General features: G+C 58.6%; 19 protein-coding genes and 1 pseudogene. 11 read left to right on the top strand and 9 right to left on the bottom strand.

Annotation, left to right across the window (positions count from 1 at the left end):
- Positions 1-84 precede the first annotated feature (84 nt).
- Both ACQY4M_RS03505 and ACQY4M_RS03500 read left to right on the top strand, forming a co-directional pair.
- A complete protein-coding gene (locus ACQY4M_RS03505; RefSeq protein WP_428540871.1) occupies positions 85-519 on the top strand; it encodes a MarR family winged helix-turn-helix transcriptional regulator in 435 nt (144 codons plus the stop codon).
- On the top strand, positions 512-1687 hold the full coding sequence (locus ACQY4M_RS03500; protein WP_428540868.1) for an acetyl-CoA C-acyltransferase family protein: 1176 nt from the start codon (positions 512-514) through the stop codon (positions 1685-1687). Before ACQY4M_RS03505 ends, ACQY4M_RS03500 begins: the two co-directional genes overlap by 8 nt.
- Positions 1688-1797: 110 nt before the next feature.
- On the opposite strand, the gene pbpC is transcribed toward ACQY4M_RS03500, so the two are convergent.
- Positions 1798-3831, bottom strand: coding sequence for a penicillin-binding protein 1C (gene pbpC, locus ACQY4M_RS03495; RefSeq protein ID WP_428540865.1), 2034 nt, complete (start codon positions 3829-3831; stop codon positions 1798-1800).
- Positions 3828-9209, bottom strand: coding sequence for an alpha-2-macroglobulin family protein (locus ACQY4M_RS03490; protein ID WP_428540862.1), 5382 nt, complete (start codon positions 9207-9209; stop codon positions 3828-3830). Before ACQY4M_RS03490 ends, pbpC begins: the two co-directional genes overlap by 4 nt.
- A 210-nt stretch (positions 9210-9419) precedes the next feature.
- Between ACQY4M_RS03490 and ACQY4M_RS03485 the strand changes: the two genes are divergently transcribed.
- Positions 9420-11630 (top strand): ATP-binding protein, encoded by a 2211-nt coding sequence (locus ACQY4M_RS03485; RefSeq protein ID WP_428540859.1) that lies wholly within the window; start codon positions 9420-9422, stop codon positions 11628-11630.
- On the opposite strand, the gene yaaA is transcribed toward ACQY4M_RS03485, so the two are convergent.
- From yaaA to ACQY4M_RS03460, 5 genes and pseudogenes are all read right to left on the bottom strand, one after another.
- Positions 11615-12391 (bottom strand): peroxide stress protein YaaA, encoded by a 777-nt coding sequence (yaaA, locus tag ACQY4M_RS03480; protein ID WP_428540856.1) that lies wholly within the window; start codon positions 12389-12391, stop codon positions 11615-11617. The two genes, ACQY4M_RS03485 and yaaA, sit on opposite strands and share 16 nt — an antisense overlap.
- Positions 12392-12718 (bottom strand): annotated as a pseudogene (locus tag ACQY4M_RS03475) (HRDC domain-containing protein); the annotation flags it as partial.
- A 132-nt stretch (positions 12719-12850) separates the two neighbouring features.
- Positions 12851-13894 (bottom strand): IS5 family transposase, encoded by a 1044-nt coding sequence (locus tag ACQY4M_RS03470; protein ID WP_428539227.1) that lies wholly within the window; start codon positions 13892-13894, stop codon positions 12851-12853.
- Between the two features lie 44 nt (positions 13895-13938).
- A complete protein-coding gene (gene recQ, locus ACQY4M_RS03465) occupies positions 13939-15726 on the bottom strand; it encodes a DNA helicase RecQ (RefSeq protein WP_428540853.1) in 1788 nt (595 codons plus the stop codon).
- A gap of 3 nt (positions 15727-15729) precedes the next feature.
- A complete protein-coding gene (locus tag ACQY4M_RS03460; protein ID WP_428540850.1) occupies positions 15730-16017 on the bottom strand; it encodes a YggT family protein in 288 nt (95 codons plus the stop codon).
- Between the two features lie 135 nt (positions 16018-16152).
- On the opposite strand from ACQY4M_RS03460, the gene ACQY4M_RS03455 reads away from it, so the two are divergent.
- From ACQY4M_RS03455 to ACQY4M_RS03420, 8 genes are all read left to right on the top strand, one after another.
- A complete protein-coding gene (locus ACQY4M_RS03455; RefSeq protein ID WP_428540847.1) occupies positions 16153-16695 on the top strand; it encodes a thioesterase family protein in 543 nt (180 codons plus the stop codon).
- A gap of 66 nt (positions 16696-16761) precedes the next feature.
- Positions 16762-18132, top strand: coding sequence for an MFS transporter (locus ACQY4M_RS03450; RefSeq protein ID WP_428541113.1), 1371 nt, complete (start codon positions 16762-16764; stop codon positions 18130-18132).
- Positions 18129-18992: a penicillin-insensitive murein endopeptidase gene (gene mepA / locus ACQY4M_RS03445; protein ID WP_428540844.1), complete on the top strand. Its 864-nt coding sequence runs from the start codon at positions 18129-18131 to the stop codon at positions 18990-18992. The genes ACQY4M_RS03450 and mepA overlap by 4 nt, the downstream gene beginning before the upstream one ends.
- Positions 18965-19849, top strand: coding sequence for an esterase-like activity of phytase family protein (locus ACQY4M_RS03440; RefSeq protein ID WP_428540841.1), 885 nt, complete (start codon positions 18965-18967; stop codon positions 19847-19849). The genes mepA and ACQY4M_RS03440 overlap by 28 nt, the downstream gene beginning before the upstream one ends.
- 85 nt (positions 19850-19934) lie before the next feature.
- Positions 19935-20555: a queuosine precursor transporter gene (locus ACQY4M_RS03435; RefSeq protein ID WP_428540838.1), complete on the top strand. Its 621-nt coding sequence runs from the start codon at positions 19935-19937 to the stop codon at positions 20553-20555.
- A 260-nt stretch (positions 20556-20815) separates the two neighbouring features.
- A complete protein-coding gene (gene arfB, locus ACQY4M_RS03430; RefSeq protein ID WP_428540835.1) occupies positions 20816-21238 on the top strand; it encodes an alternative ribosome rescue aminoacyl-tRNA hydrolase ArfB in 423 nt (140 codons plus the stop codon).
- Positions 21235-22500: an aminotransferase class III-fold pyridoxal phosphate-dependent enzyme gene (locus tag ACQY4M_RS03425; protein WP_428540832.1), complete on the top strand. Its 1266-nt coding sequence runs from the start codon at positions 21235-21237 to the stop codon at positions 22498-22500. Before arfB ends, ACQY4M_RS03425 begins: the two co-directional genes overlap by 4 nt.
- Positions 22497-23471: a phosphotransferase enzyme family protein gene (locus tag ACQY4M_RS03420; RefSeq protein WP_428540829.1), complete on the top strand. Its 975-nt coding sequence runs from the start codon at positions 22497-22499 to the stop codon at positions 23469-23471. Before ACQY4M_RS03425 ends, ACQY4M_RS03420 begins: the two co-directional genes overlap by 4 nt.
- Here the strand turns inward: ACQY4M_RS03420 and pncB are convergent.
- A complete protein-coding gene (gene pncB / locus ACQY4M_RS03415; RefSeq protein WP_428540826.1) occupies positions 23468-24760 on the bottom strand; it encodes a nicotinate phosphoribosyltransferase in 1293 nt (430 codons plus the stop codon). The two genes, ACQY4M_RS03420 and pncB, sit on opposite strands and share 4 nt — an antisense overlap.
- A gap of 3 nt (positions 24761-24763) precedes the next feature.
- On the bottom strand, positions 24764-25363 hold the full coding sequence (gene pncA, locus ACQY4M_RS03410; RefSeq protein WP_428540823.1) for a bifunctional nicotinamidase/pyrazinamidase: 600 nt from the start codon (positions 25361-25363) through the stop codon (positions 24764-24766).
- Between the last annotated feature and the right edge of the window lie 18 nt (positions 25364-25381).

Here is a 25381-nt window from a genome sequence, read left to right as displayed (position 1 = left end):
AACGAAGTCAAGCGCTGTGGACGGTTGATTCCGGTTGCGATACATGTGTTCATTGCAAATGTAACAAACTTGCGGAGTTCCCTGGTGAGCGATTTTGATCTGGACGCTTTTCTGCCCTATCAGCTGGCCGTTCTGGCCGCGCAGGTCAGTCATGGGTTCGCGGCCCTGTACAAACAAAAATTCGGTATCACCATGCCGGAATGGCGCGTGGTCGCGCATCTGTCACACGCAGGGCCGGTCAGCGTGCGCGAAATCCAGCAGCGTGTTGCAATGGACAAATCCAAAGTCTCGCGCGCGGCTTCCCGGCTAGAGGCGGCGGGCTATGTCAGCAAACGGATCAACGAAGGCGACCGGCGGCTGGTTGAACTGGAGCTGACTGAAAAAGGCCATGCGATGATCAACGTACTAACCCCGATTGCCAAGGACTACGAGGCCAGCGTTCTGGCCACACTGGGCGATCATGCAACATGCTTTCGAGCAGCGTTAGAGACACTTTTGAAGGAAAAAGCAGATGACTGACATCGTAATTCTGGGCAGCGCCCGCACCGCAATCGGCACATTTGGCGGGGCATTGGCAGGGATTCCCCCGACAACATTGGGCGCAGTGGTCGCCAAGGCCGCGATGGAGCGGGCGGGTATTAATCCGGCATTGATCGAACATGTGGTTTTCGGAAACGTCATCAACACTGAACCCCAAGACATGTATCTGGGCCGTGTCGCCGCGATGCAGGCCGGCGTGCCCGAATCCGTGCCGGCAATGAATGTCAGCCGCCTGTGTGGTTCTGACGCGCAAGCCATTGTTTCCTCGGCGCAAATGCTGATGCTGGGGGATGCCGATTTCACGCTGGCCGGCGGCGCCGAAAACATGAGCCGCGCACCCTATATCACGCCCGCCGCCCGCTGGGGGCAAAAGATGGGTGATGTGAAATCCATGGACATGCTGCTGGGCACTTTGAACTGCCCGTTTGGTTCTGGGCACATGGGGGTGACAGCGGAAAACGTCGCGGCCGAGTATGGCATTTCCCGCGAGGATCAGGATGCCTTTGCGCTGGAAAGCCAGACGCGGGCAGCCAAAGCGATTGAGGCTGGGTATTTCGAGGAGCAGATCGTGCCGGTCGAGGTGAAAGTACGGCGCGAGGTGGTGAAATTCAAGGTCGATGAACACCCCAAAGTCACATCAGCCGAAGCGCTGGCCGGACTGCGCCCCGCCTTCCAGAAGGACGGCACGGTGACGGCGGGCAATGCCTCGGGCATCAATGACGGCGCGGCGGCTTTGGTTCTGGCACGGCGCGGGGCGGCGGAAAAGGCTGGGTTAGAGCCACTTGCCCGCATCCTTGGCTATGCCCACGCCGGTGTTGCGCCCAATATGATGGGGATCGGGCCAATCCCTGCGGTGCAAAACCTGTTAGAGAGAACGGGCCTGTCGGTCGATGATTTCGACGTGATCGAATCCAACGAAGCCTTTGCCGCACAGGCGCTGGCAGTGAGCAAGGTTCTGGGGCTGGATCCGGCCAGGGTAAACCCGAACGGCGGGGCGATTGCGCTGGGGCATCCGGTGGGGGCCACGGGCGCTTTGCTGACGGTCAAGGCGCTGTATGAACTGGAACGGACCGGCGGCAAACGGGCGCTGATTACCATGTGTATCGGTGGTGGTCAGGGGATCGCGCTGGCAATCGAGCGGGTTTAGAGCATGTCGCACCAAATCGAATTCGTCGCCCCAACTGAACGCATTTGCTCATGCAAACGCTGCCTCGGTCGGGGCGGCGAATACTCGAATCCGGTCAGGTGCGACACGCTCTAGTTCAGCCGGATTTCCGCCCGCGCAGACCGCCCCTTTGCGTCAATCACCGACAGGGTGATGAAACCGGCGCCCTCGGTCTCCAGCACGGATTGCCGCTCATAGGTGGCCACGGCAAATGGTTTGCCGTTGGCCAGCCATGTAAAGGGTGCGATCCCGTCGCGTACCTTAACCACTAGAAAGCCGCCATCCACTTCTACCTCGGCCCCGTCCGGCGGGAAGGCAACAGTGGGTGCGCCTTTGGGTATTTCAAACAGCGCATTGCGGCCACGGAACCGCTGCAAGGGCTGTGGCAGTTCGGCGTTGCTGACGGTCAGTGCAGCAGGAGGTGGTGGGCGCAGCGGGGTCAGTGTGGGTTTTATGCGGCTAAACACCTCGAACAAAACGGGGGCCGCCAAGCCACCACCAAAGGCGCCCGGCACCGGTGTGCCATCGGCACGGCCCATCCAGACACCGACCACATGTTGCCCGTCAAACCCCAGCGCCCATGCATCACGGTGGCCATAACTGGTGCCGGTTTTATAGGCCAGCCGGTTGCGCGGCGCATTGGGTGGCGGGGCAAGGCCCGACAGGATGTCGGCCACATACCACGCCGCCACGGGGGACATCAGGTTTCGACCGACCTGTGCAGGGTTAGAGCCGCTTTTCCATATCAGCGGACGCGGTTTCCCGCCACTCGCCAACCCCGCATAAAGTTGCACCATATCGGTCAATGACACCCCCAACCCGCCCAGCGCGATTGCAAGGCCGGGTTTGCCGCCGGGCACAACAGGGTTCATCCCTGCGCGCCGCAGGTTGGACATCAGGTTGGCGGGGCCAATGGCCTCGGTCAGCTTGATCGCGGGGATGTTCAACGACAATTGCAAGGCGCGGCGGATGCGGATGGTGCCACGAAATTTGCCATCAAAGTTTTGCGGCACATAAGCGCCGAATGCTGTTGGCACATCATCAATCAGGGTTTCAGGGTGGGCCAGCCCCTGATCGAAAGCCATGCCGTAAACCAGCGGTTTCAGGGTCGAGCCGGGCGAACGCAACGCGCGGGTCATATCGACAAAGCCAAGGCGGTTGTCGGCGCGATAGGCGGCAGAGCCGACCGAGGCAAGGATTTCTCCCGTGGTGTGATCAGCCACCAGAATGGCAATGGACAGATTATCGCCTTTGCCCTGAAGCGCGGTTTTGGCCAGCGCTTCCAGTTTACGCTGCAAGGTTGCGTCCAGTGTCAGCTTGCCCACACCTTCGGCCACCGCACGATCGGCCATATGCGGGGCGAGGGCCGGAAAGGGGTGCTTTTGTGCAGGAACAGGCTCTGATAATGCTGTTTGCGCCATGTCCTGATCCAGCACACCCGCCGACAGCATCCGGTCCACCACGCGGGCGCGGGCAGCGCCGGCAGCACTCCGATAGCGATCGGGGCGGCGGGTTTCCGGTGCCTGCGGCAGGGCCACCAGCAGGGCGGCCTGTGCGGGGGTCAGGCGGCGCGGGGCTTTGCCGAAATAGGCGCGAGTGGCGGCGCGCACCCCTTCCAGGTTTCCGCCAAAAGGCGCGCGGTTCAAATAAAGCGTCAGGATTTTATCCTTGCTTAGCCGTCGCTCCAGCGCCAGCGCCACACGGATCTGGCGCAGTTTGCCAGCCCATTTACCGGTTGTGCCATCTTCCAGCAGGCGCGCGGTCTGCATTGTCAGGGTCGAGCCGCCGGAAACGATTTTTCCCTGTATTAGTGCCTGATAAGCCGCCCGTATCATCGCCACCGGATCAACGCCCGCGTGGCTGTAGAATCGCTTGTCCTCGTAAGCAATCAACATTTTGATGTAATCGGAGTCCACACCGTGCAGTGTGGTTTTCAAACGCCAGCGCCCGTCAGCAACCGTATAGGCACGCAGCAGGGTGCCGTTGCGGTCCAGAACCTCGGCCGAGGTTTCGGAGGTCAGCGGTGGCAGAACCGTGGCATCAACCCAATCGTCAAACGCATCCCGCGCTGCCGCAGTGATGAACAGCAGCAGCGCAAAGGCTAAAAGGGCGTGACGGCGGATCATTCGGTGACCGTGATCTGCCCCGCATCCGAAACCGCACGGTAGATCGGACGATACATATCTTCAACACTGGCCGCTGGCTGGTGATAGCTGCCCGGCGAAATGGCCCGCACGATATAGGCCAGGTCAAAGGGGCTGTCGCTGCGCCAATCTACGGCTGCAAGGAAACGATCCGAACGAAACTCGGCGTTTTGCACATCCGTGTTGGCCTCGAGCCAGTCAAGGCTGCTGACATCCCCAGACGAGATCAAACCGGGGTTGTCGATCTCGAACCCGGCGGGCAGCGGGTCATTCACCATCAAACGTCCTTCTGAATCGTTATAGGGACTGATGGTCAGCACCACCACAAGGCGGGTGCCGACAGGATGGCCGGAAGGGTCAACCGGATCACCGTCCAGCGTGTAATAGCTGCGCTTGATCGCATAACCATAACCGGTGGCGGGTTCGGGCTGGTCCGGCACACCGAATGTGGTCAGAGTGACAGGTTCGTCTCTGTCTGACCCATTGCGAATGGCCATACCGGCCGCGGTTGCACCATCCTGCAACACGCGGACCATCGGACCGGTGACAGGTTTGCCATTCACGGTGAACCCCTGCATGTTCGGATCATTCAGCAACGCCTTGACCGCCATCAGCGACCACATGGATTCCTGTGTGGAATGGTAGCGGTCATTGGCATAGGCGTTGGCCACACGATGCGCCAGATCGCCGGTGTCAATCGCATTGCTGCCCGCATCCACAGCCAGTGCCAGAACGGCGGCGGCATCGCGCATATTGGTGCCATAATCGGAACGCCAGTACTGGGTTTCCTCGCGGCCCCAACTGCGGCCAATCATCCGGCCAGCGCGGGCGAACATATCGTCGGCGCGTGGCTGATCGCCATAGCTGGCCAAGGCCGCACCGATCTGGGCAACGGCCAGCGGTGTGGCGAAATCGCCCGCTTTTTCATCGGCGTAGTAACGCAGATCACCCATATTCGCCGCCCCTTCGCGGGCCAGCACGAACAGGGCATAGGCCACGTCCTCGCCGCCATTGTCAAAGTCGGGTGCATAGTTGACGCGGTTGCGCAGGTTATCAATCGCCGAGCGGAAGGCGCGGTCGGGCACATCGAACCCTTTGGCGCGCGCACGGCTTAGGAAATCGGTGACATAGCTGGCCAGCCACAGATCATCCGACCCCGGCCCCCACAGGCCGAAACCGCCGTTACTGGCCTGATTGCTTAGCACCCGTTCAATCGCCTGATCGACCCGTTCGGCGATCTTGTCACGATTGCCAAGGCCCATCACCTGCGCCACTTCGTTCAGATATAGCAGCGGCATGGCGCGGGATGTGGTTTGTTCAGTGCAGCCGTAGGGATAGCGATCAAGCGCCTCAAGCAAACCGGGGGCATCGAACTGCGCCAACGGACCCGCCGACAGGATGGCCGAACCGGTGCCGGGTTTGAATTCGGCAAACAGGTTGTCATCCAGCGTAAACGTATCGCCCGCGTTAAGAGTAAAGCGACGGGTAAAGGAAACCTCGGGGTCCAGCGATTGCACAGGGATCACCAGCGGCTTGTTTAGCACCTTGCCGTCGGGCGTGGTCAGGGTGACGTTGATCTTGTGCTCGCCAATATCGGTTGCGGTGATCGGCACGGAAAACGTGGTTTTCTGCAAATCGCCAAGTGTGAATTCAGCGGGCAGATCGACGGTGTTCACAGCAACACCCTGCCCCCAGACCTCAAGCCCCATTTTGCCCGAAGGCCCTGTAGCGTGGGTGATTTCCAGCAACATGCGCGATGTATCGCCCGGCGCAAGGAAGCGTGGCAGGCTGGCGGTGACCACCACGGGGTCGCGCACCAGAACGTCTTTCTCCGCCTTGCCAACACCCGAAGCCGTCCAGACCACAGCCATCAGGCGCACGGTGCCGTTGAATTCGGGCATGTCGAATGTGGCGTGGGCAATGCCGTTTTCATCCACCTGAACCGGACCGCTGAAATAGGCGACCAGTTCTTCGGTGGGCGGCGGTGATTGCGTACCCATTTCGCTGCCCGCGTCCCCGCCGGAACGGATAGACCCCATCGCGCCGTTCATTCCGTCAATCAGACGGCCATAAACATCGCGGATGCCCATGCCCAGTTTGCGCTGGCCGAAATAATGTTCCGGCGCATCGGGGCTTTGGAACCCCGTCAGGTTCAGGATGCCGACATCAACAGCGGCAATGGTGGCATAGGCTGTATCACCCGCCTTTACCCCGTCCACCTTCAGCGTCACCTGCATAGGTGCCCGCGGGGCGGATTCATCGGCCATGTCAAAGGCGGCCGTCAGTTTGCGTTCACCCGGATCAACCGGCGCATAGGACAGGCCCAGCGCGCGGGCGGGGTTGTGACCGGCGGCCACATCCATCGGGCGGATCACGGTGGCAGTAACGTAAGCACCCGCCCCCCACTTATCGGTCACAGGCAGCGGTATCAGGTTTTCACCCTGCACCACATCCACCACTTTCATGTCAATCAGGTGGTTCGACATCACCGTCACCAGCGCCTTGCCCGCGTAACGGGGAACCACGCGCAGGGTGGCGGTTTCGCCGGATTTATAGGCGGGTTTGTCCAGCGATACTTCCAGAGTATCGGGGGTCGAGGCCGCATCAGCCGAGGCATACCAACCGGCATAAAAATCGATCGAGGACGCCAGATAGGTCCCGTCACTGCGCTGCACGACCAGTTCGTATTCGCCCCAGTCAACGGGGGCCTCGATGGTCAGCGGTTCACCGTTCAGGGCAAGGGCGCCACCGGCCACACGTTTGCGGGTCTGGGTTTCTTCCCAGTTCCAGTTGCCGTATTGCTGATACCACTGGTAACGGGTTTCAATCCGGTTCACGGTCCATTTCACCTGCATTGGTGTCTGGGCCTCGTCTTGATCAATCGCAATGATCTGAAACGCGGCGGCAGAGCCTTCGGCCACCACATCGTCAAACAGCGGCTTGATGCCGATCATCGGGCCATCAGGCGCAAGGCGCTGGGTGATGCGGCGCTCAACGGGACGGCCCGAACCTTCGGCAATAAGCACGCTGAAACGCGCCTCGAGCGGCTGTCCTGTCTGTTCTATTTCAGGGAAGGCGACGGGAATACGGGCGATCCCCGCATTATCGGTGCGCAGATCGGTCGGCAGGGATTCCACCGCCGGGTTCAGCCGTTCATTGTAACGGCCAAAGCTGTAGCCGGGATAGGATTCCAGACCATCACTGGCCCGCACCAGCACTTCACCTTCAATCGGCAGATCAGCCCCCGGTGCGCCAAACAGATAACGCACATCGGCAGTCAGCATGGTGCCCTCAGAAAGACGCAGCGGCGCGTCGGGCAGCTTCAAATCGAAATCAATGCGTTCTGGCAGGAAATCCTCGACCAGTACAGTGGTGCTGGCAAGCGCGGGAGCGTCCACATCGGTGAACAGCTCCAGCCGCCATGTGCCGCGCGGCACGCGGGGGCCGGTGGGCAGGTTAAAGATATGGCCACCAGCGCGTTCGTCCGTGGCGGTCGAAACCTGCCGGCTGTATTCCACCCCGTCGGGGCGGGTCAGGATCGCAGTCAGCGGCAGACCAATGATGGCATCCGCGGTGGCGTCACGGGTCAGGGCGGTGACATTGATCACCTCGCCGGCGTGATAGGCCCCGCGATCGGTGGTCATGAACACGTCGATATGTTTGGCCGGCTCGCGCCCCTCGACCCCGCGGTCAGACAGATCGAATTCGGGATCGCTCAGCGACAGGAAGGCAATATCCTTGTCCCCGTCCTTGGCAATAATCAGCGCCGGTTTTGATCCACCGGTGCCGCGCGCCAAGGCATCGGGGAAACGTACGTAACCGCGTGAATCCGTCTCTAATTCAGCCAAAACAGCGTTGGCGCGGGACAACAGGGTAACTGTGATCCCTTCGCGTGGTTTGGCATCGCCCAGACCACGGACAAAGACGTGAACGCCATCGGCCCCGCTCATCGTGGCCAGCCCCAGATCGGACAGCACGAACCACTGGGTTGCGGGTGGGTTATCATAGGGATCAGCGCCCGGGACACCCGCTTGCAGCGCATAGATGCCCGGCGGCAGATCGTTGATCACCTCGCCCATCGGCAGACGGGTGGTCATATCCTGATTAAGCGACATTTTCACTTCGCCGGTCCCGCGCCAGATTTCTTCGGCCACCTGGCCTGCAAAATTCTGGAGTTGCCATTGCGAAAGGGGACGGCCGAAATATTCGTCCTGCATCGCGCGCAACAAGTTGCGGTCGCTGACACGGCGCAGCACCAGTTCCAGTTCGGACACATTGACGGTTTGCACCGGAATACCTGCATCAGCGGATTTGGGCAGCACATAGGCGCGGCCCGGAAAGGTAACCATTGGCCTGCGGTCATTAACGTAAAGTGACAGTTTCACCGGCTCCAGCAAGGCTTCACCGGATTCCGCAGGCAGCCCTTCACGCAACACCATGTCATAGCGTTTGCCATGTTCGACACCCGAAACGCACAGCTTGTTGTCATTAGCATCAACTGACAGGTTCGATGCGGACAGACGAACGTAAGGTGTGTAATCGACAGCTTTGTCCAGAGGCTCGGAAAACTGTGCGCAAATACGCGGTTCAGCCAGATCGCTTTCGATGTCGTGATCTGTAACCTTCAGGCCGTATTTATCGATAGCATATTGCAGTTTCTCCATCACCTTCCCAGTCGGGGAAATGGTTTCGGCCAGACGCAGCGCTTTTAACATTTCACGGTTGCGCCCATTCAGTTCCAGTGCATCGGCCATTGCCAGCAGGGATGAAACCTTGTCGCCATCCGATGCGCTGCGCAGATAAGCATTGGTTGCAGCCAACAACGCGCGGGTCTTATGACGCCGTTTGTCGCTATAATTGCCGGAACGGTTTTGATATGCCGCGCGGGAATATTCTACCCATAGGCCGGGCTGATCCGATAAAGTAATCGCAGCCCCAAAATATCTCTGTGCTGTAGATGGCCGGGCATCTCGCCCCATCCGCCAAAGTGTCACAGCATTTTCGCCTCTTGTGTCATAAAGACGTGCCAGATCATTTGCAAAATCCTTGGCTGCCTGAAAGTCATCTGGACGCATAAAGTTCAGTTCAGCTGCCCGCGCCGATGCCGCCGCAAGGATTTTCGGATCCGCCGTCAGAACACGGGCCGAAATGGCCCCGTCATAAGGGTTGGTCTCGGTCACATCGCTTTTGGGAAAACAAGAGTTCGAGCGCGCGTTGAAGGTAAACGCCTGACAACGATCATCCGCCAAACAAGCGCGTTCGCAGGCAGGTAGGGTGGTATCAAATAGCGATTGCAAGTCAGAGCCGTAAAAATCCACATCCCGCGTGATCGCAATCCGGCGATCAGGTCGTTGGCCCAAAGGGATGTTGTGAGCAATAATAAAACGGCGACGGCTTTGACCAAAAAGCGCATGAATAACCCTCCTGAAATACAATGCGTAATGGTTGCACAAAGCCACATCAGGTGCAATCCGATCTTGGCGCGCAGAAACTTTACCGCAGTTAAGGCATTGTTCACCATGTTCACGGAATGTTTGATTAACAAAACATCCGGCGAGTCGGAGGGATGAATGGAACTGAGCGAAAAACTGGCGCAGGAACGGCGCGGGCGTCTGGCGGCGGAACGGTTGCTGGAACAGAAACAGAATGAACTGTTCAACGCCAATTCACGGCTGGGACAGCACGCGCGAGCGTTATCGGTGGAAATCATCGAAAAGCGTAACGAGGCCGAGGAACTGAAAGGTGAAAACACGCGCGTTCGTTCCGATCTGAAAACCGCCGAACGCCGTTTGTGGGATTCGATCCAGACCATTCAGGACGGGTTCGCGGTGTTCGATATGAACGACTGTATGGTCCACGCCAATGATTCCTATCTGTCGGTTTTCGACGGGCTTGAGGAAATCCGCCCCGGTGTCAGCTATGTGCGGATCGTGCAGTTGCTGGTTGAAGAAGGAATCGTCGACATCGGCAACAAAACCCCGATGGAATGGCGCGACAGCATGTTGACCCGCTGGCACACCGACCCGATCGAACCCCGCGTGATCCGCTTGTGGAACGGCGAATACATCAAACTGGTTGATCGCCGCGCCAGTGATGGCGACACGGTTACGCTAGCCCTGAATATCACCGAGCAAATCCGCCACGAGGCCGAGTTGAACAAAGCCCGCGATAACGCCGAAGCAGCCAATCGTGCCAAATCGGCGTTTCTGGCAAACATGAGCCACGAAATCCGCACGCCGATGAACGGGGTTGTGGGCATGGCCGATCTGCTGACCGACACGCCGCTGGACGACGAACAGCGCCTCTATGTCGACACCATCAAGAATTCCGGCGAAGCCCTTTTGGTGATCATCAACGATGTGCTGGATTACTCCAAGATCGAGGCGGACAAGCTGACGCTGAATTCCGAACCCTTCGATCTGGAACAATGCATCCACGAAATCGCCACACTGTTGCAGCCCTCGGTTCAGGACAAGCCGGTCGAGATTCTGGTGGATTTCGACATGTTCCTGCCGACGCAATATATTGGCGATGCGGGCCGGATGCGGCAGATTTTAACCAACCTGATCGGCAATGCGGTGAAATTCACCCATGAGGGCCATGTGGCCATCCGTGTGGTCGGGCTGGACGCCGGTGATGGCAAAACGCGTGTGCATATTTCAATCGAGGATACCGGCATCGGCATCCCCCCCGAAATGATTGATCACGTCTTTGGCGAATTCAATCAGGTCGAGGACGAGCGCAACCGCAAATTCGAGGGCACCGGTCTGGGGCTGGCGATTACCAAACAATTGATCGAACTGATGGAGGGCGAGGTCTGGGTGGATTCCGTGGTGGGCGAAGGGTCCAGTTTCGGGTTTCACGTCACCCTGCCCGTGCATGAACCCGCGCTGATCGCACCGGACGATTCCCTGTCGCATATCAATCAGGCGCTGATCATCAGCCCGATGCGCGGCGCGGTCGAAATCCTGACCAAACAACTGGCACTGCTGGGGATCAAGGCGATCAGCTTTGACCGTTGCGATGTGGCGCTGGCCGCTGATTTCAAAAAGCCGGACATCGGGTTCGTCGACCAGATATTGCTGGAAAAGGGGGGCAAAGGGTTGGCTGAAGGGCTGCATGCCAAATTCCCCACACTGCCTTTGGTCCTGCTGGGAACCGATCGCGAAATGCTGGGTAACAGTCCGGCGCTGGCGGTGCTGCAAAAACCGATTTTGCGGCGGGCCTTGTATGAAACACTGCTGAATCTGGATGAATCCCTGCCGGATGAGGTGGAGGAAACACCCGTTCCCGAATTCGATATGGATGAGGTGCCGGAGAGTGTTGAAAGCGAGCCGCCTGTCAATGAAGAGCCACCACAAACCGAGCGAAAAATGCGTATTCTGGCGGCCGAGGATAACAAAACCAACCAGTTGGTGTTCCGCAAAATGGTCAAGGATCTGAACATCGAATTGCAGTTCGCCAACAACGGGGTCGAGGCGGTGGAACTGTTTGAAAGCTTCCGGCCCGATATGATTTTCATGGATATTTCCATGCCGGTGATGGACGGCAAAGAAGCCACCCGCAACATCCGCGAGATCGAGGAAAAATCCGGCCTGGCCCGCACGCCTGTGGTGGCCCTGACCGCGCACGCAATGGCGGGGGATGATACGGAAATTCTGGCGGCTGGGCTGGATTATTACCTGACAAAACCGCTGCGCAAGGCGGCGATCTGTGAAAAGGTTTCAACGCTGATGCCCGAAGATGTGTTGCCGGTGATGCCGGATCAGGCCTCGGGGTAATCCCGCAGAAAAACCCAGCGGTCGCCCTCGGACATATCGGCGTTATACCGGTAACCGCCGGTGTCGAAATCCTTCATCCCTTCGGGGTCGGTCAGCCGCCGCTCGATAATAAACCGCGCCATCGCCCCGCGTGCCTTTTTGGCGAAAAAGCTGACGATTTTCGGCGTGCCTGCCTTTTCCTCCATAAATACCGGCGTGATCACCCGCAAGTTCAGCGCATCGCGGTCTACCGCGTCGAAATATTCCACCGAGGCGCAGTTCACCAGCACATCCGTGCCAACCTGCGCCGCCGCTTCGTTCAGTGCCAGCGCGATCCGGTCGCCCCAGAATTCATACAGGTTCTTACCGCGCGCAGTTTTCAACCGGCTGCCCATTTCCAAACGGTAGGCCTGAATCAAATCGCGCGGACGCAGCAGACCATACAGACCCGACAACATACAAAAGTGGTCCTGCGCCCAGTCCATTTCATCCGCATCCAGCGTTGCCGCCTCCAGCCCCGTATAGGTATCACCGGAAAACAGCAGTGCGGCAGGTTTGGCATTTTCAACGGTGGAAACAGGTTCAAACGCGGCAAACCGACCCGCGTTCAGACGGGCCAGTTTATCGCTGATCTTCATCAGCTTTTGCAGATCATCCGGCGTCAGTTCCCGCGCATAGTCGGCCAGTTCGTTCGCCGCATCCTGAAAGACGGGCAAAGTGGCGTCCGGCAGCATGACCGCCTTTTCGTTCAGCCGTTTGGCCGGTGAAACCACAATCAGCATCTATTCCCCCTCGCTTAACACATCCAGAAACGCCGCGCCAAAGCGTTCGGCCTTGCGTTCGCCCAGCAGGCGTTCCATCGCGGATTGGTCCGATGGTTTAGCATTCGCCACCTTGGCCAGCAAGGACGCGGAACAGGACATCGGTTTATCCAGCCCGTCCGGCCCGCGCGCAAGCATCCCTTGCACTTCCAACAGCCGATCATACAGCGCCCCCGCATCACGCCCCGCCAGTTTGCGACGTTGCGGGTGGGTGGCAACGGCAGCTTCGCCGGTGATGATCTGCAAGAAAATCTCGCCGTATTTCTCAAGGGAACCTCTGTAAATTCCCGTTTTCGCCTTCTTCGCGGCGGGGTGGACGGTTTTTCGCCTGTCCCGCCTGATTGCTTCGGATCATAAACCCATTTTCACCGGTTTCAAGCCGGTTTTGGGTATTTCAGGCACACCTCACCCCATGAACCCTTATCCCGGCGCCGCCAGGCCGCATTCGAACTGGACGAAGCGCTTCATGTTGTAGACCAGGTTCATCATCCCGATGCGAAATCGCGCCCGCTTCAGGCCGATGGAGCGGATCAGCTTGCCGCCCATGGAGCGCTCCTGAAAAGCGAATACATGCTCGACCCGGACCCGCACTTTCGAGCGCCTCCGGTTGGCCTTTTGCTGGCGCTCGCCAAGCGGCTTGCCGCGCCTGCCCTTGTGATGGATATGGCTGTGAAGCCCCCGCTCTTCCAGCTCGCTTTCGATCTTTTGCGAGCGATAGGCGCTGTCGGCCCACAGGTCCGATGAGGTGTTGCTCGCATCAATCAGACCGGCAAGCGCCTGGCTGTCATGCACGGCGGCATCGGTGACATCATAAGCGCGGATGAATTTGTGCCGCCGGTCGACATTGATGTGGTTCTTGTAGCCGTAATAGCTCTTGCCGTGCTTCTTCGTCCAGCGCGCATCCACGTCCTTCTGGCGCTTCTTGTGGGGTTTTTCCTCCCACTCTTCAGGCGTTTCGCCCGCCTTGATTTTCTCGTTCTCGTCCCTTTTGTTGTGCTGGCGCGGCGCCGGAACGATGCTCGCATCAACAATCTGCCCGCCCATCGCCAGATAGCCCTTTTCGCGCAGAAAGGCATCGAACTTGTCAAACAGCTCCTTCATCTTCCCGGCCCCGGCCAGCCTTTCACGGTAGGCCCAGATGGTCTTGGCGTCAGGTACGCTGTCTTCAATGCCAAGGCCGAGAAACCGCATGAACGACAGGCGGTCGCGGATCTGATACTCGATCTGATCGTCAGAGAGGTTGTAGAGCTGCTGCAAAACCATCGTCTTGAATATCAGCACCTCATCCCAAGGCGGGCGGCCAGCGTTGGATTTGCGCTGTTCGGGCGGCGTGCGCCATATGGCCTTCAGCTCGTCCCGGTAATCCTCGAACGGCACCATGTCGTTGAGCAACACCAGCGGATCACCAGATTTGTCCAGTCCCGCGTATCGGCTGGAAAGATCAAAAAATCCCATCTGACCCATGACAAAACCCCGTCGGTCGAATCATTTTCATCCTGATGACGATTCTACCCCGTCAGGCCGGATTTTGGGGGATTTTTAGAGGTTCCCTCAAGCTTTTTCGCACCAACCCCGCCGATATGCGCCATTTCATCCAGCGTCTGCGGACGGGTCTGGGCCATTTCGATTAGGGTGCGGTCGTTGAAAATGATATAGGCGGGCGCGCGGGCTTCTTCCGCCAAGGCGCGGCGCTTGGCCTTCAGGGCAGACAACAGCGGCGCATCCTCGTCCGAAACGAGCGCCTTGACCGCGGGGCGGCGTGACGCCTTGGCACGGCGGATGGTGTCGCGGCGCAGTTCGATTTTTTCTTCGTCCCGCAGGATCGGGCGGGCGTTTTCGGTCATGCGGAAGGCGCCAAAGCGTTCGGAATCCGGGCGGATCAGGTCAAACCCCATCATCTGCCGGAAAATCGCCTGCCATTCGTTGCGGCTGTATTCCTTGCCCACGCCAAAGGTCGGCAGGGTATCATGGCCGCGTTGCTTCACCTTGTCGGTTTCATTGCCGATCAGAATATCAATCAGATGCCCCGCGCCGAAATATTCCCCCGTGCGAAACATGGCCGACAGGGCCATGCGCACCGCCGTGGTGCCGTCAAAGGTTTCCGGCGGGGTTTCGCATTGATCGCAGTTGCCGCAGGGATCGCTTTCTTCGCCAAAGAACGCCAGCAGTTTTTGGCGGCGACAGCCCAGCGCCTCGGCCAGACCCAGCAGCGCGTTCAGGCGGGTGTGATCGGCGGCACGGCGTTCGGGCGGGGCCAATCCTTCGTCGATCTGGGTGCGGCGCAGGCGGATGTCATCGGGGCCGTATAGGGTGAGTGTTTCAGCAGGTGCCCCGTCACGACCGGCACGGCCGATTTCCTGATAATAGGCCTCGATCGACTTGGGCAGATCAGCATGGGCGACCCAACGGATATCGGGTTTATCAACCCCCATGCCAAAGGCCACGGTGGCAACCACGATCAATCCGTCCTCGCGCTGGAAACGGCCCTCGACATGACGGCGATCCGGGGCCGCCATTCCGCCGTGATAAAAACAGGCGGAATGGCCAGCCTCGTTCAGCGCGGCGGACAGGCTCTCGGTTTTCTTGCGGGTGGCGCAATAGACGATGCCGGATTGCCCTTTGCGGGCGGCGGCAAATTCAAGGATCTGGCGGCGGGGGGAATCCTTTGATTCAAACCGCAGGTGGATGTTGGGCCGATCAAAACCGTGCAGGAATACGGCGGGATCGGAACCATCAAACAGGCGGGTGATGATCTCGGCGCGGGTTTTTTCATCGGCGGTGGCGGTAAAGGCGGCCAGTTGCACATTCAGTGTGCGGCGCAGATCGCCAAGGCGCAGGTAATCGGGGCGAAAATCATGACCCCATTGGGAAACGCAGTGGGCCTCGTCCACAGCAATCAGGGTGGTATTGATCCGCTGCAAAAACGCCTGTGTGCCCGAGGACGCCAACCGTTCGGGGGCCATATAAAGGATTTTCAAACGGCCATCGTTGGCGGCGGCATAGACGTATTCGGTCTCTTCCTCGGTATTGCCAGAGGTTAGCGCGCCGGCCTCAACCCCTGCTTCTTGCAGGGCGCGGACCTGATCGCGCATCAGGGCAATCAGCGGCGAAATCACCACCGTCACCCCGTCCCGCATCAGGGCGGGCAGTTGGAAACACAGGGATTTGCCGCCGCCGGTGGGCATGATCGCCAGCGTATTGCGGCCCTGCACCACGGCATCCACGATGTCGGCCTGACCGGGGCGGAACTGATCAAAGCCGAAAACAGAGGAAAGAAGGCCGGTGGCGTCAGACACGGATTACAGGAAGAACGCGATGTTGTTTCGCAGGATGATCCGCAAAACGATGATGCCCAGAAACGCCACCAGCGGGGCAAGGTCCAGCCCCGGTGTGGCCGGCAAGAACCGGCGGATGCGGGAATAAAGCGGTTCCAGAAGGCGGTTCAACCCGTACCAGATTTGCGCGACCATCGGCTGATGCAGGTTCAGCACCTGAAAATTGATCAGCCAGCTCATGATGATATGGGCGATCATAATGAACCACGCCACATCAAGGATCAGGTTCAGGATTTGATAAAGCGAAGTCATATGCAGCGGCCCCTTTAAGCGTTTGTCGGATACCTAAGCATCAAGCGGGGATATGGCAAGCGCTGTGCCGCCACGTTGTGCTTGACGCGGGGTATTATTCCCCCACATTGCACCGACATCACAAAGGAGCCGTTAATGTATCCGTTTTTCCGCATGGCCAAAGAACTGATTGTGCACAGAAATGCACCGCCGCTGAAGATGGGCGAGGTGCATGTGTCCAATCACATCTGCTGGCCGTGGGATCTGGATTTCTGGTTCGAGCTGAACAACGGGCGCTCCCTGACGCTGTATGATCTGGGGCGGATACCGCTGGCAAGCCGCATCGGCCTGATCCGCGCAGTTCGTAAAAACGGCTGGGGGCTGACCGTTGCAGGGACTTCGGTGCGCTACCGGCGGCGCGTGCGGATGTTCCAGCGGTTCCAGATCCAGAGTCGGGCGCTGGGCTGGGACAACCGGTTTTTGTATCTGGAGCAATCCATCTGGACCCGTGGCCATTGCGCCAATCAGGCGCTGTATCGCACGGCTGTGACAGGACCGGACGGGATTATTGACCCTGCCAAGGTGGGTGTCGCGATGGGGGTTGGCGAAACCAGCCCCGAATTGCCCGAATGGGTGCAAAACTGGATAAAGGCCGAGGACAGCCGCCCGTGGCCACCTGAAAATCTGGCTAAAACCTAAAGGTTTCCTTGCACTAGCCTGCCTTTCCCTGTTCTATCACAAAAAAAGAGACGGGGAGTGAGCGGTATGGCTGAAGTTTCGCAAAAGAAACGGGTTTGGGGCTGGATGATGTTTGACTGGGCCAGCCAGCCCTACAACACATTGCTGCTGACCTTTATCTTTGGTCCCTATTTCGCGGAAATGGTCACAACAAACCTGATGGGCAGCGGCGTGGCCGAGGAATTGGCCAAGGCCAAGGCGCAGGCCTATTGGGGCTGGGGGCTGGCCATCAGCGGGCTGATCATCGCCATCACCGCGCCCATACTCGGGGCCTTTGCCGATAGTTCCGGCCACCGGATGGCCTGGATCAAACTGTTTTCGGTATTCTACATCGTTGGCGCATTCGGCCTGTGGTGGACCGCACCCGACAGTTTCAGCATTATCTGGGCGCTGGTATTTTTCGGGATCGGTTTCATCGGTATGGAATTCACCACGATTTTCACCAACTCGATGTTGCCATCACTTGTCCCGCGCGAGGATACCGGCAAGATTTCCGGCTCGGGCTTTGCTCTGGGATATTGGGGCGGCGTACTGGCGCTGGCCATCATGTTCCCGCTGTTTGTGGAAAACGCAAACGGAGTGACATTGCTGGGCAATCCGCCCCTTCTGGGGTTTGATGGCGCAACCCGCGAAGGCACGCGGCTGGTTGGCCCATTCGTCGCCATCTGGTTCATCATCGGTATGATCCCGTTTTTCCTGTGGGTGCGGGAAAAACCTGCCGATGTGCAGATCGAGGGCAACACCCGCGATGCCCTGCGCGGATTGTGGCAAACGCTCAAATCCCTGCCCAAACGCCACAGCATGTTTGCATTCCTGACCTCCAGTCTGTTTTACCGTGATGCCCTGAACGGCCTATACGGCTTTGGCGCGCTATATGCCAAAGGCGTGCTGGGCTGGGAAATCATGATGATTGGTGTATTCGGGGTGATTTCAGCGATTACAGCCGCCATTTTTGCCTATTTTGGCGGAATACTGGATAAAAAGTTCGGGCCTAAACCGGTGTTGATCGGAACAATTATTGCGCTGATAACTGTCTGTATTATCGTGGTGTCGATGACCCGTGAATCGCTGTTCGGGTTCGCCTTTGCGCCGGATTCACAAATGCCCGACATCATCTTTCTCATCTGTGGCGGCGTCATCGGTGCTGCTGTCGGGATGCTTCAGGCCAGTTCACGCACCATGATGGTGCGCCACGCTGACCCCGAACGCCCCACCGAGGCCTTTGGCCTATATGCCCTGTCGGGCAAGGCCACCGCATTTCTGGCGCCTGCCCTGATCGCACTGGTTTCGGAAATCAGTGGAAACCAGCGCATTGGTATCACGCCTCTGGTTTTCTTGTTCGCAATCAGTCTGATTCTGCTAGTTTGGGTCAAACCCCAAGGAGACCACGGCGCATGAAATTCAGGTTTTTAACGATTGTCGCGCTTGCTGTTGGCATCGCCCTGCCTGCCACTGCTGCACCTTTGGCAAAACAGTTGTTCGGCGCCCAAAGGCAGGGATCGGCACAACGCTCCGCCCCTTATGGCAGTTATGCCAAGGGCTGTCTGGCTGGCGGCGTGCAGTTGCCCCATACCGGCCCTACATGGCTGGAAATGCGGGTCGCGCGGAACCGCAACTGGGGGCACCCTGAACTGATTGATTTCATCAAACGCCTTAGCCGCAAAGCATCGCGGATGCGCGGGGCCAAAGGAATTTACCTTAGCGATATGTCACAACCGCGCGGCGGGCCAATGCTGTCGGGGCACCGGTCGCACCAGATCGGGCTGGATGCGGATATCTGGTTGATGCCAGCCACCAACATGAATCTGACCGTGCAACAACGCGCCAACCTGTCCGCCGTTTCCTACCGCCGCGCCAAAGGGGCCTTTGTGAACAGCAAATGGGGCCGGTTCCAGCATAATATCATCAAAGCTGCGGCCCAAGACCCGCGCGTCGCACGAATATTCATCTTTCCCGGTGCCAAGGTGCAGATGTGCAAGGACGAAAAAGGTGACCGTCGCTGGCTGCGCAAGGTTCGCCCGTGGTGGGGCCACCATTACCATTTCCACGTCCGCCTGAAATGCCCCAAGGGCGCGCGCGGCTGTGTCAATCAGGCCCCGCCCCCGCCCGGTGACGGATGCAAGGGGGCACAGGAATGGGTGGATAACATCCTGAACCCGCCGCCACCCGATCCGAACGCACCGCCCCCGAAGCCACGGCGTGAATACGTTCTGTCGGACCTGCCCAAACAATGCCGAACCGTATTAGAGTCGCGCTGATTGGCCTGTTGCTTGCTGCATTGCCGGCAAGCAGCATCACCGCCCAATCCGCCGAATATATCAGCAGCTATACATGGCCTGCCCCCACCCCCAGAACCGGTGGGTTTTCGGCGCTTGAGGTTTCCGAGGATGGGCAGAAATTCACCGCCATCAGTGATCTGGGATTAATCGCAACCGGTCAGTTGCACCGCAAAGATGGCCTGATATCCGGCGTCACTGCGATGCAGTCCATATTGAAGAATACCGAGAATGGTAAACTCTCGGCCTTCAATTCCGATGCCGAAGGGCTGGCAATCCGAAAGGATGGCCGCATTTACGTATCATTCGAACGCTACCACCGCATCTGGACCTACAACCGCCCCGACGGTCAGGCCGCATGGATCCCCCGCCACCCCGGTTTTGGCGAAATGGATCTTAACGGCGGTATGGAAGCACTGGCCATCGGACCGGACGACGCGCTTTATACGATGGCCGAAGGGTCCAGCAATCTGACAACCCCCTTCACCGTCTATCGCTATCGTAACGGTACCTGGACCACACCGTTCAGTATTCCCCGCATTGGAACATTTCTGCCGGTCGGGGCCGATTTCGGACCGGATGGAAAGCTCTATCTGCTGGAACGCAAATTACGCAGCGTTTTCGGTTTTGAAACCCGTGTGCGCCGGTTCACCATTTCGGGTGATGTTATCTCGGAGGGAATAACCCTTTTAAAAACCCCCGCAGGCACCCATGACAATCTGGAAGGGCTATCCGTCTGGCGTGATGCGGAGGGTGATATCCGGCTGACGATGGTATCGGATAACAACCTGAACGCCCTGCAACGCACCGAATTTGTCGAGTACCGGATCAAGGAATAGCTTGCCATACGTGGCCAATAACGCTAGGACGCGGCGTCCCTTCGGGGGCCGAGTCTCCGCAACCTTGTAAAACGGAAATAACATAATGACCCGCATCCTACCTGGCGTGATCGCCATGGCCGCCATTGTCGTGGCCAGCAATATTCTTGTTCAGCACCTGTTCGGCCAATGGCTGACGTGGGGTGCATTCACCTACCCCTTTGCCTTTCTGGTTACAGACGTGATGAACCGTGTTTACGGGGTAACCGCCGCTCGCAAGGTGGTATTTGCCGGTTTTGTGGTGGGTGTTATCTGCTCGCTGATCGGCACGCAGATCATGGGCGAATTCGGCCCGCTGGTGACATGGCGCATCGCAATCGGATCCGGCGCAGCATTCCTGACCGCGCAGATGATGGATGTTGCCATTTTCGACCGCCTGCGCCGTGGCGCGTGGTGGCGGGCACCGCTGGCGTCAACGCTGGTTGGATCCAGCCTTGATACCGCGCTGTTCTTTACCATCGCCTTTTCCACCCAGTTTGTGTTCCTTGAGCCCGCCAACGATGTGTCCTGGGCAAACGAGGTGCTTCCCTTGCTGGGCGTTGGCCCGCAGGTGCCGCTATGGGTGTCTTTGGCGCTGGCCGACTGGATGGTCAAACTGTCGCTGGCCCTGATCGCGCTGATGCCTTTTCGCGCTATCGTCACGAAATTATCACCAGATGTTGCGTAAAACCTTTTGACATATGCAAAATCTGTGGCACCATCGGGATGTTATCAACATTCAGAAAGGAGGTGCCTATGTCTATTGGGATTCAGGAGCAACTGGTGAGGATTACGTGCGAGGTGAGGATTTAGGGGGCAACCCCCTTGGATAATCATCTGGCTTCGGGTGCCATTTGCCCCGCTTGCCACCTCCAATTCTCGAGAGGAGCCTCTGCGAAAGCCGCAGAGGCTCTTTCCGTTTCTGGCAAGCTGTCCTAGTGTTGCCCCATGTTACGGATCAACGACGACATAACACTGGCCGATTGGGAACTGAGCGAAAGTTTCACCCGTTCCTCGGGCCCCGGCGGGCAGAATGTGAACAAGGTGGCGACTGCAGTTGAACTGCGGTTCGAGGCCCAACGCAGTCCGAACCTGACAGGGGCCGTCAAGGCGCGGCTGAAACGGCTGGCCGGACGGCGCTGGACGCTGGACGGGGCGATTCTGATACGGGTCGAGGACACCCGCAGTCAGGCCCGAAACCGTGAAATTGCACGGGAACGGCTGATCGAACTGATCGAAAAAGCATTGTATGTACCCAAACGGCGGATCAAAACACGGCCAACGCTGGCCTCGAAACGGCGGCGGGTGGAAGGCAAGGTAAAACGCGGACAGGTCAAGGCGCTGCGCGGCAAGGTAAAGGGCGACGAATGAATTTGATTGAACGGCGCAAACGGTTGTTGGGGCGGCATGTCACCACCTTTTATGACGACCCTTTTGCGCCCGTGCGCGGGCAAGGCGTGTGGTTGTATGATGCAGAGGGGCGGCCGTTTCTGGACTGTTACAACAACGTGCCGCATGTGGGGCATTGCCACCCGAAAGTGGTCGAAGCAATTGCCCGTCAGGCCGCTACTTTGAACGTGCACACGCGTTATGTGCATGATGGTGTGGTAGAGTATGGCGAGCGTTTAACGGGAAAATTCTCGCATGGTCTGGATTCCATGATTATGGTGAATTCCGGCTCTGAAGCCAATGATGTTGCCCTGCGTATGGCGCAGGCGGTAACGGGGAAAACCGGCATCATCGGCACCGACAACACCTATCACGGCAACACCGCTGCGGTCAGTCAATTGAACGCAACCAAAGTGCCCGTTGGGGGCTATGGGGATCACGTTCGGAAAGTAACCTCGCCTGATAGTCTGCGGCCCGTGGGCGGAAACCGTGAAGGGCAGGCAGAAGCATTTTGCGCAGAAATAGAGACTGCTATTGCCGAACTCGAGGCCACGGGTCACGGTGTATGCGCCCTGATTATCTGCCCCTATTTCGCCAACGAAGGGTTCCCTACACTTGAACGCGGTTTTCTGGATCGTGCCATTGCTGCGGTGCGCAAGGCGGGTGGTTTGATCATCGCGGACGAGGTGCAGCCGGGGTTTGGACGGTTGGGCAGTCACTGGTGGGGGCATGACCGGTTGGGCTTTGCCCCCGACATTGTTACGCTGGGCAAACCGATGGCGAACGGACATCCGGTGGCTGCAGTGGTGACACGGGCCGAGGTGCTTGAGGCATTTCAGGACGTATTCAAATATTTCAACACTTTCGGTGGAAATCCGGTCAGCGCAGCGGCGGCGATGACCACGCTTGAGGTGATCGAGGATGAAGGGCTGGTCGAAAACGCCCATGATGTTGGTGCTTACGCACTGGACCAATTGCAAGGGCTGACCGGAAAATACGACGTCATTGCCGATGTGCGCGGCGCGGGGCTGTTTTTCGGGGTCGAGCTGATGCAGGACGGTCAGCCGGCGAGTGATCTGGCCCTGCGGATGGTGAACGAGATGCGGCAACGCGGCGTATTGCTCAGCACAGTTGGGCGCTTTGACAACGCCCTGAAAATTCGCCCGCCTTGCGTGTTTTCCCGCGAAAACGTCGATCTGTTGGTGTCGGTGATGGATGATGCCTTTGCGGCGGTTCTGAAATGAACGACGCGCAGGCCATTGCCTATGCCAAGGCCGCACTGGCGGCATGGGACGTGCCTGCCTGCACCCCGCACCTGATCAAGAACCGCGAAAACGCGGTGTTCGAGGTCACTGGACCAAACGGCACCCGCGCCGCATTGCGCCTGCACCGGCCGGGCTATCAGACCGATGCGGCGATCCGTTCGGAACTGGTCTGGTCGCAAGGGTTGGCACAGGCCGCAATGGCGGTTCCCTGCCCGCTGCAAACCCGCGACGGGGATGTGATTGCGCCGGTGGCTGATGCCGGGCGGGTCGCGTCACTGGTAACTTGGAGCGAAGGCGAGCCATTGGGCGAAGGCGGGGTGGCGTTTTCATGGGAACCGGACAGGCAGGCGCAGTTGTATCATGCTCTTGGCGCGGAACTGGCACGGCTGCACCGGATCAGCGATACATTGTCCCTGCCCGACTGGTTTGAACGGCCCTGCCTGGATGTGGACGGCTTACTTGGTGAGGCACCGCTGTGGGGCCGGTTCTGGGAAAATGCGGCTCTAACACAGGGGGAAATGACCCTGTTGCAAGAGGGCCGCAACCGTTTGCAGGGTGAGTTGCAGGCGTTTTCGGCAGAAGCGGATTTCGGGTTAATCCATGCAGATGCCTTGCGGGAAAACGTGTTTGTGCAAGGGGATACCGTTACCCTGATCGACTTTGACGACGGCGTATTCGGGTTCCGCCTGTATGATCTGGGCGTAGCCATGTCGCAGAATTGGGATTTGCCCAACGCCCCGGAACTGGCAGCGGCGCTAACCGAAGGCTATGGGTTAGACGTAAAATCATCCGCATTAGTGCCTGTTTTCACCGTAATTCGGGCGCTGGCATCCTGTGGTTGGTGTATGCCCAGATACGCGCCAAATGATCCTGCGCTCATTACCTACACCAACCGCGCTGTGAAAATCGCCAAGCGGTATCTGGACGGCAAGCCGGTTTACGGAGCCTAAACCACAACCTCTTGCGCCTCTTGCTCGCCGACACCGAACACCCGTTTGTAGCGGGCGATTTCATCCGCCGGTCCCATCGCCTTGTTCGGGTTGTCCGACAGTTTCACCGTTGGCCGCCCGTTGGCCGCGATCGCCTTGCAAACGATCGAGAACGGCGCCAGCGCGTCATTCGGTGTCAGCCCGCGGAAATCGTTGGTCATCAGGGTGCCCCAGCCAAACGATGGTCGAACCCTGCCCCTGAACTGGTTTTGCAGCTCGATTATCTTGTTCACATCCAGCCCGTCAGAAAAGATCACCAATTTTTTGGTTGGGTCTTCGCCCCGGCTTTTCCACCAGTCAATCGCAATCTCGGCCCCCGTGGCCGGATCACCGCTGTCGATGCGAATGCCCGTCCAGCCTGCCAACCAGTCCGGCGCGTTTTCAAGGAAACCCTTGGTGCCGTAAGTATCGGGCAGGATGATCCGCAGATTGCCGTCATGTTCTTCGTGCCAGTCGGCCAGAACATCGTAGGGGGCGCGGCGCAATTCCGCATCCGTTTCGGCCAAAGCGGCGTAAACCATCGGCAGTTCGTGTGCATTGGTACCGATGGCTTCGATATCGCGGCGCATGGCGATCAGGCAATTCGAGGTGCCGACAAAGCTTTCCCCCAGCCCTTCGTGCATCGCCTGAACGCACCAGTCCTGCCATAGAAAGCTGTGGCGGCGGCGGGTGCCGAAATCGGCCAGCCGCAGGCCCTCAAGCCCGCGCAGTTTTTCAACCTTTTCCCACAGTTTGGCCATGCCGCGCGCATACAGCACCTGCAATTCGAACCGCCCCATCGTGTGCAAAACGGCCCGCGAGCGTAGCTCCATCAACACCGCCAGCACCGGAATTTCCCACAGCATGACCTCGTGCCATTTGCCCTCGAACGTCAGTTCGTACTGCCCATCGCGTTTTTCCAGATGGTAGGGGGGCAGGCGCATGCCCTCGAACCACTCCATGAAATCGGGGCGGAACATGGCGCGTTTGCCATAGAACATGTTACCACGCAACCATGTGCTTTCGCCGCGCGACAGCGACAGCGAACGGATGTGATCCAGCTGTTCGCGCAACTCGCCTTCGTCAATCAGATCGGCAAGGCGGATGTGTTTGGAGCGGTTGATCAGTGAAAACGTGACATTGGTATCGGGTTTGTTGCGAAACACCGACTGGCACATCAGCAATTTGTAAAAATCCGTGTCGATCAGCGAGCGGACGATCGGGTCGATCTTCCATTTGTGATTATAAACGCGGGTGGCAATATCAACCATGTTTCAGCTTTCCAGTTTTACGCCGGCGTCTTGCATCGCGGCGCGGGCGGCGGCAAGGCTGCCGTCCATATCAATGGCCCGACAGGCCCCTTCCAGAACCGTCACATCAAAGCCCAGTTTCACCGCGTCCACAGCGGAAAAGTGCACGCAGAAATCAGTGGCAAGGCCAACCATCGTCAGTGTGGTGATGCCACGGCTGCGCAAATACCCCTCAAGCCCCGTCGGGGTTTTGTGGTCATTTTCAAAAAAGGCCGAATAGCTGTCGATATCGGGGTTATAGCCCTTGCGGATGATCATATCGGCGGCATCGGTGTTCAGATCGGCGTGAAAATAGGCCCCGCCGGTGCCCTGCACACAATGATCCGGCCACAAAACCTGTGGACCATAGGGCATTTCGATCATGTCAAACGGCGCCTTGCCCGCGTGGCTGCTGGCAAAGGATGAATGCCCCTGCGGATGCCAGTCCTGAGTCAGGATGGTGGATTCAAATTCCCCCATCATCGCATTGATTTGCGGGATGATCTGATCCCCTTCGGCCACAGCCAGCGCCCCGCCGGGGCAGAAATCATTTTGCACGTCGATGACGATCAGGGCGTTGGGCATGGGAGTTCCTCCTGTTGG

Origin of the sequence: Profundibacter sp., assembly GCF_965277155.1 — a bacterium.
Lineage (GTDB): Bacteria > Pseudomonadota > Alphaproteobacteria > Rhodobacterales > Rhodobacteraceae > Profundibacter.
Note: the sequence above shows the minus strand (reverse complement) of the source record. Positions and strands in the feature narration are given on the sequence as shown.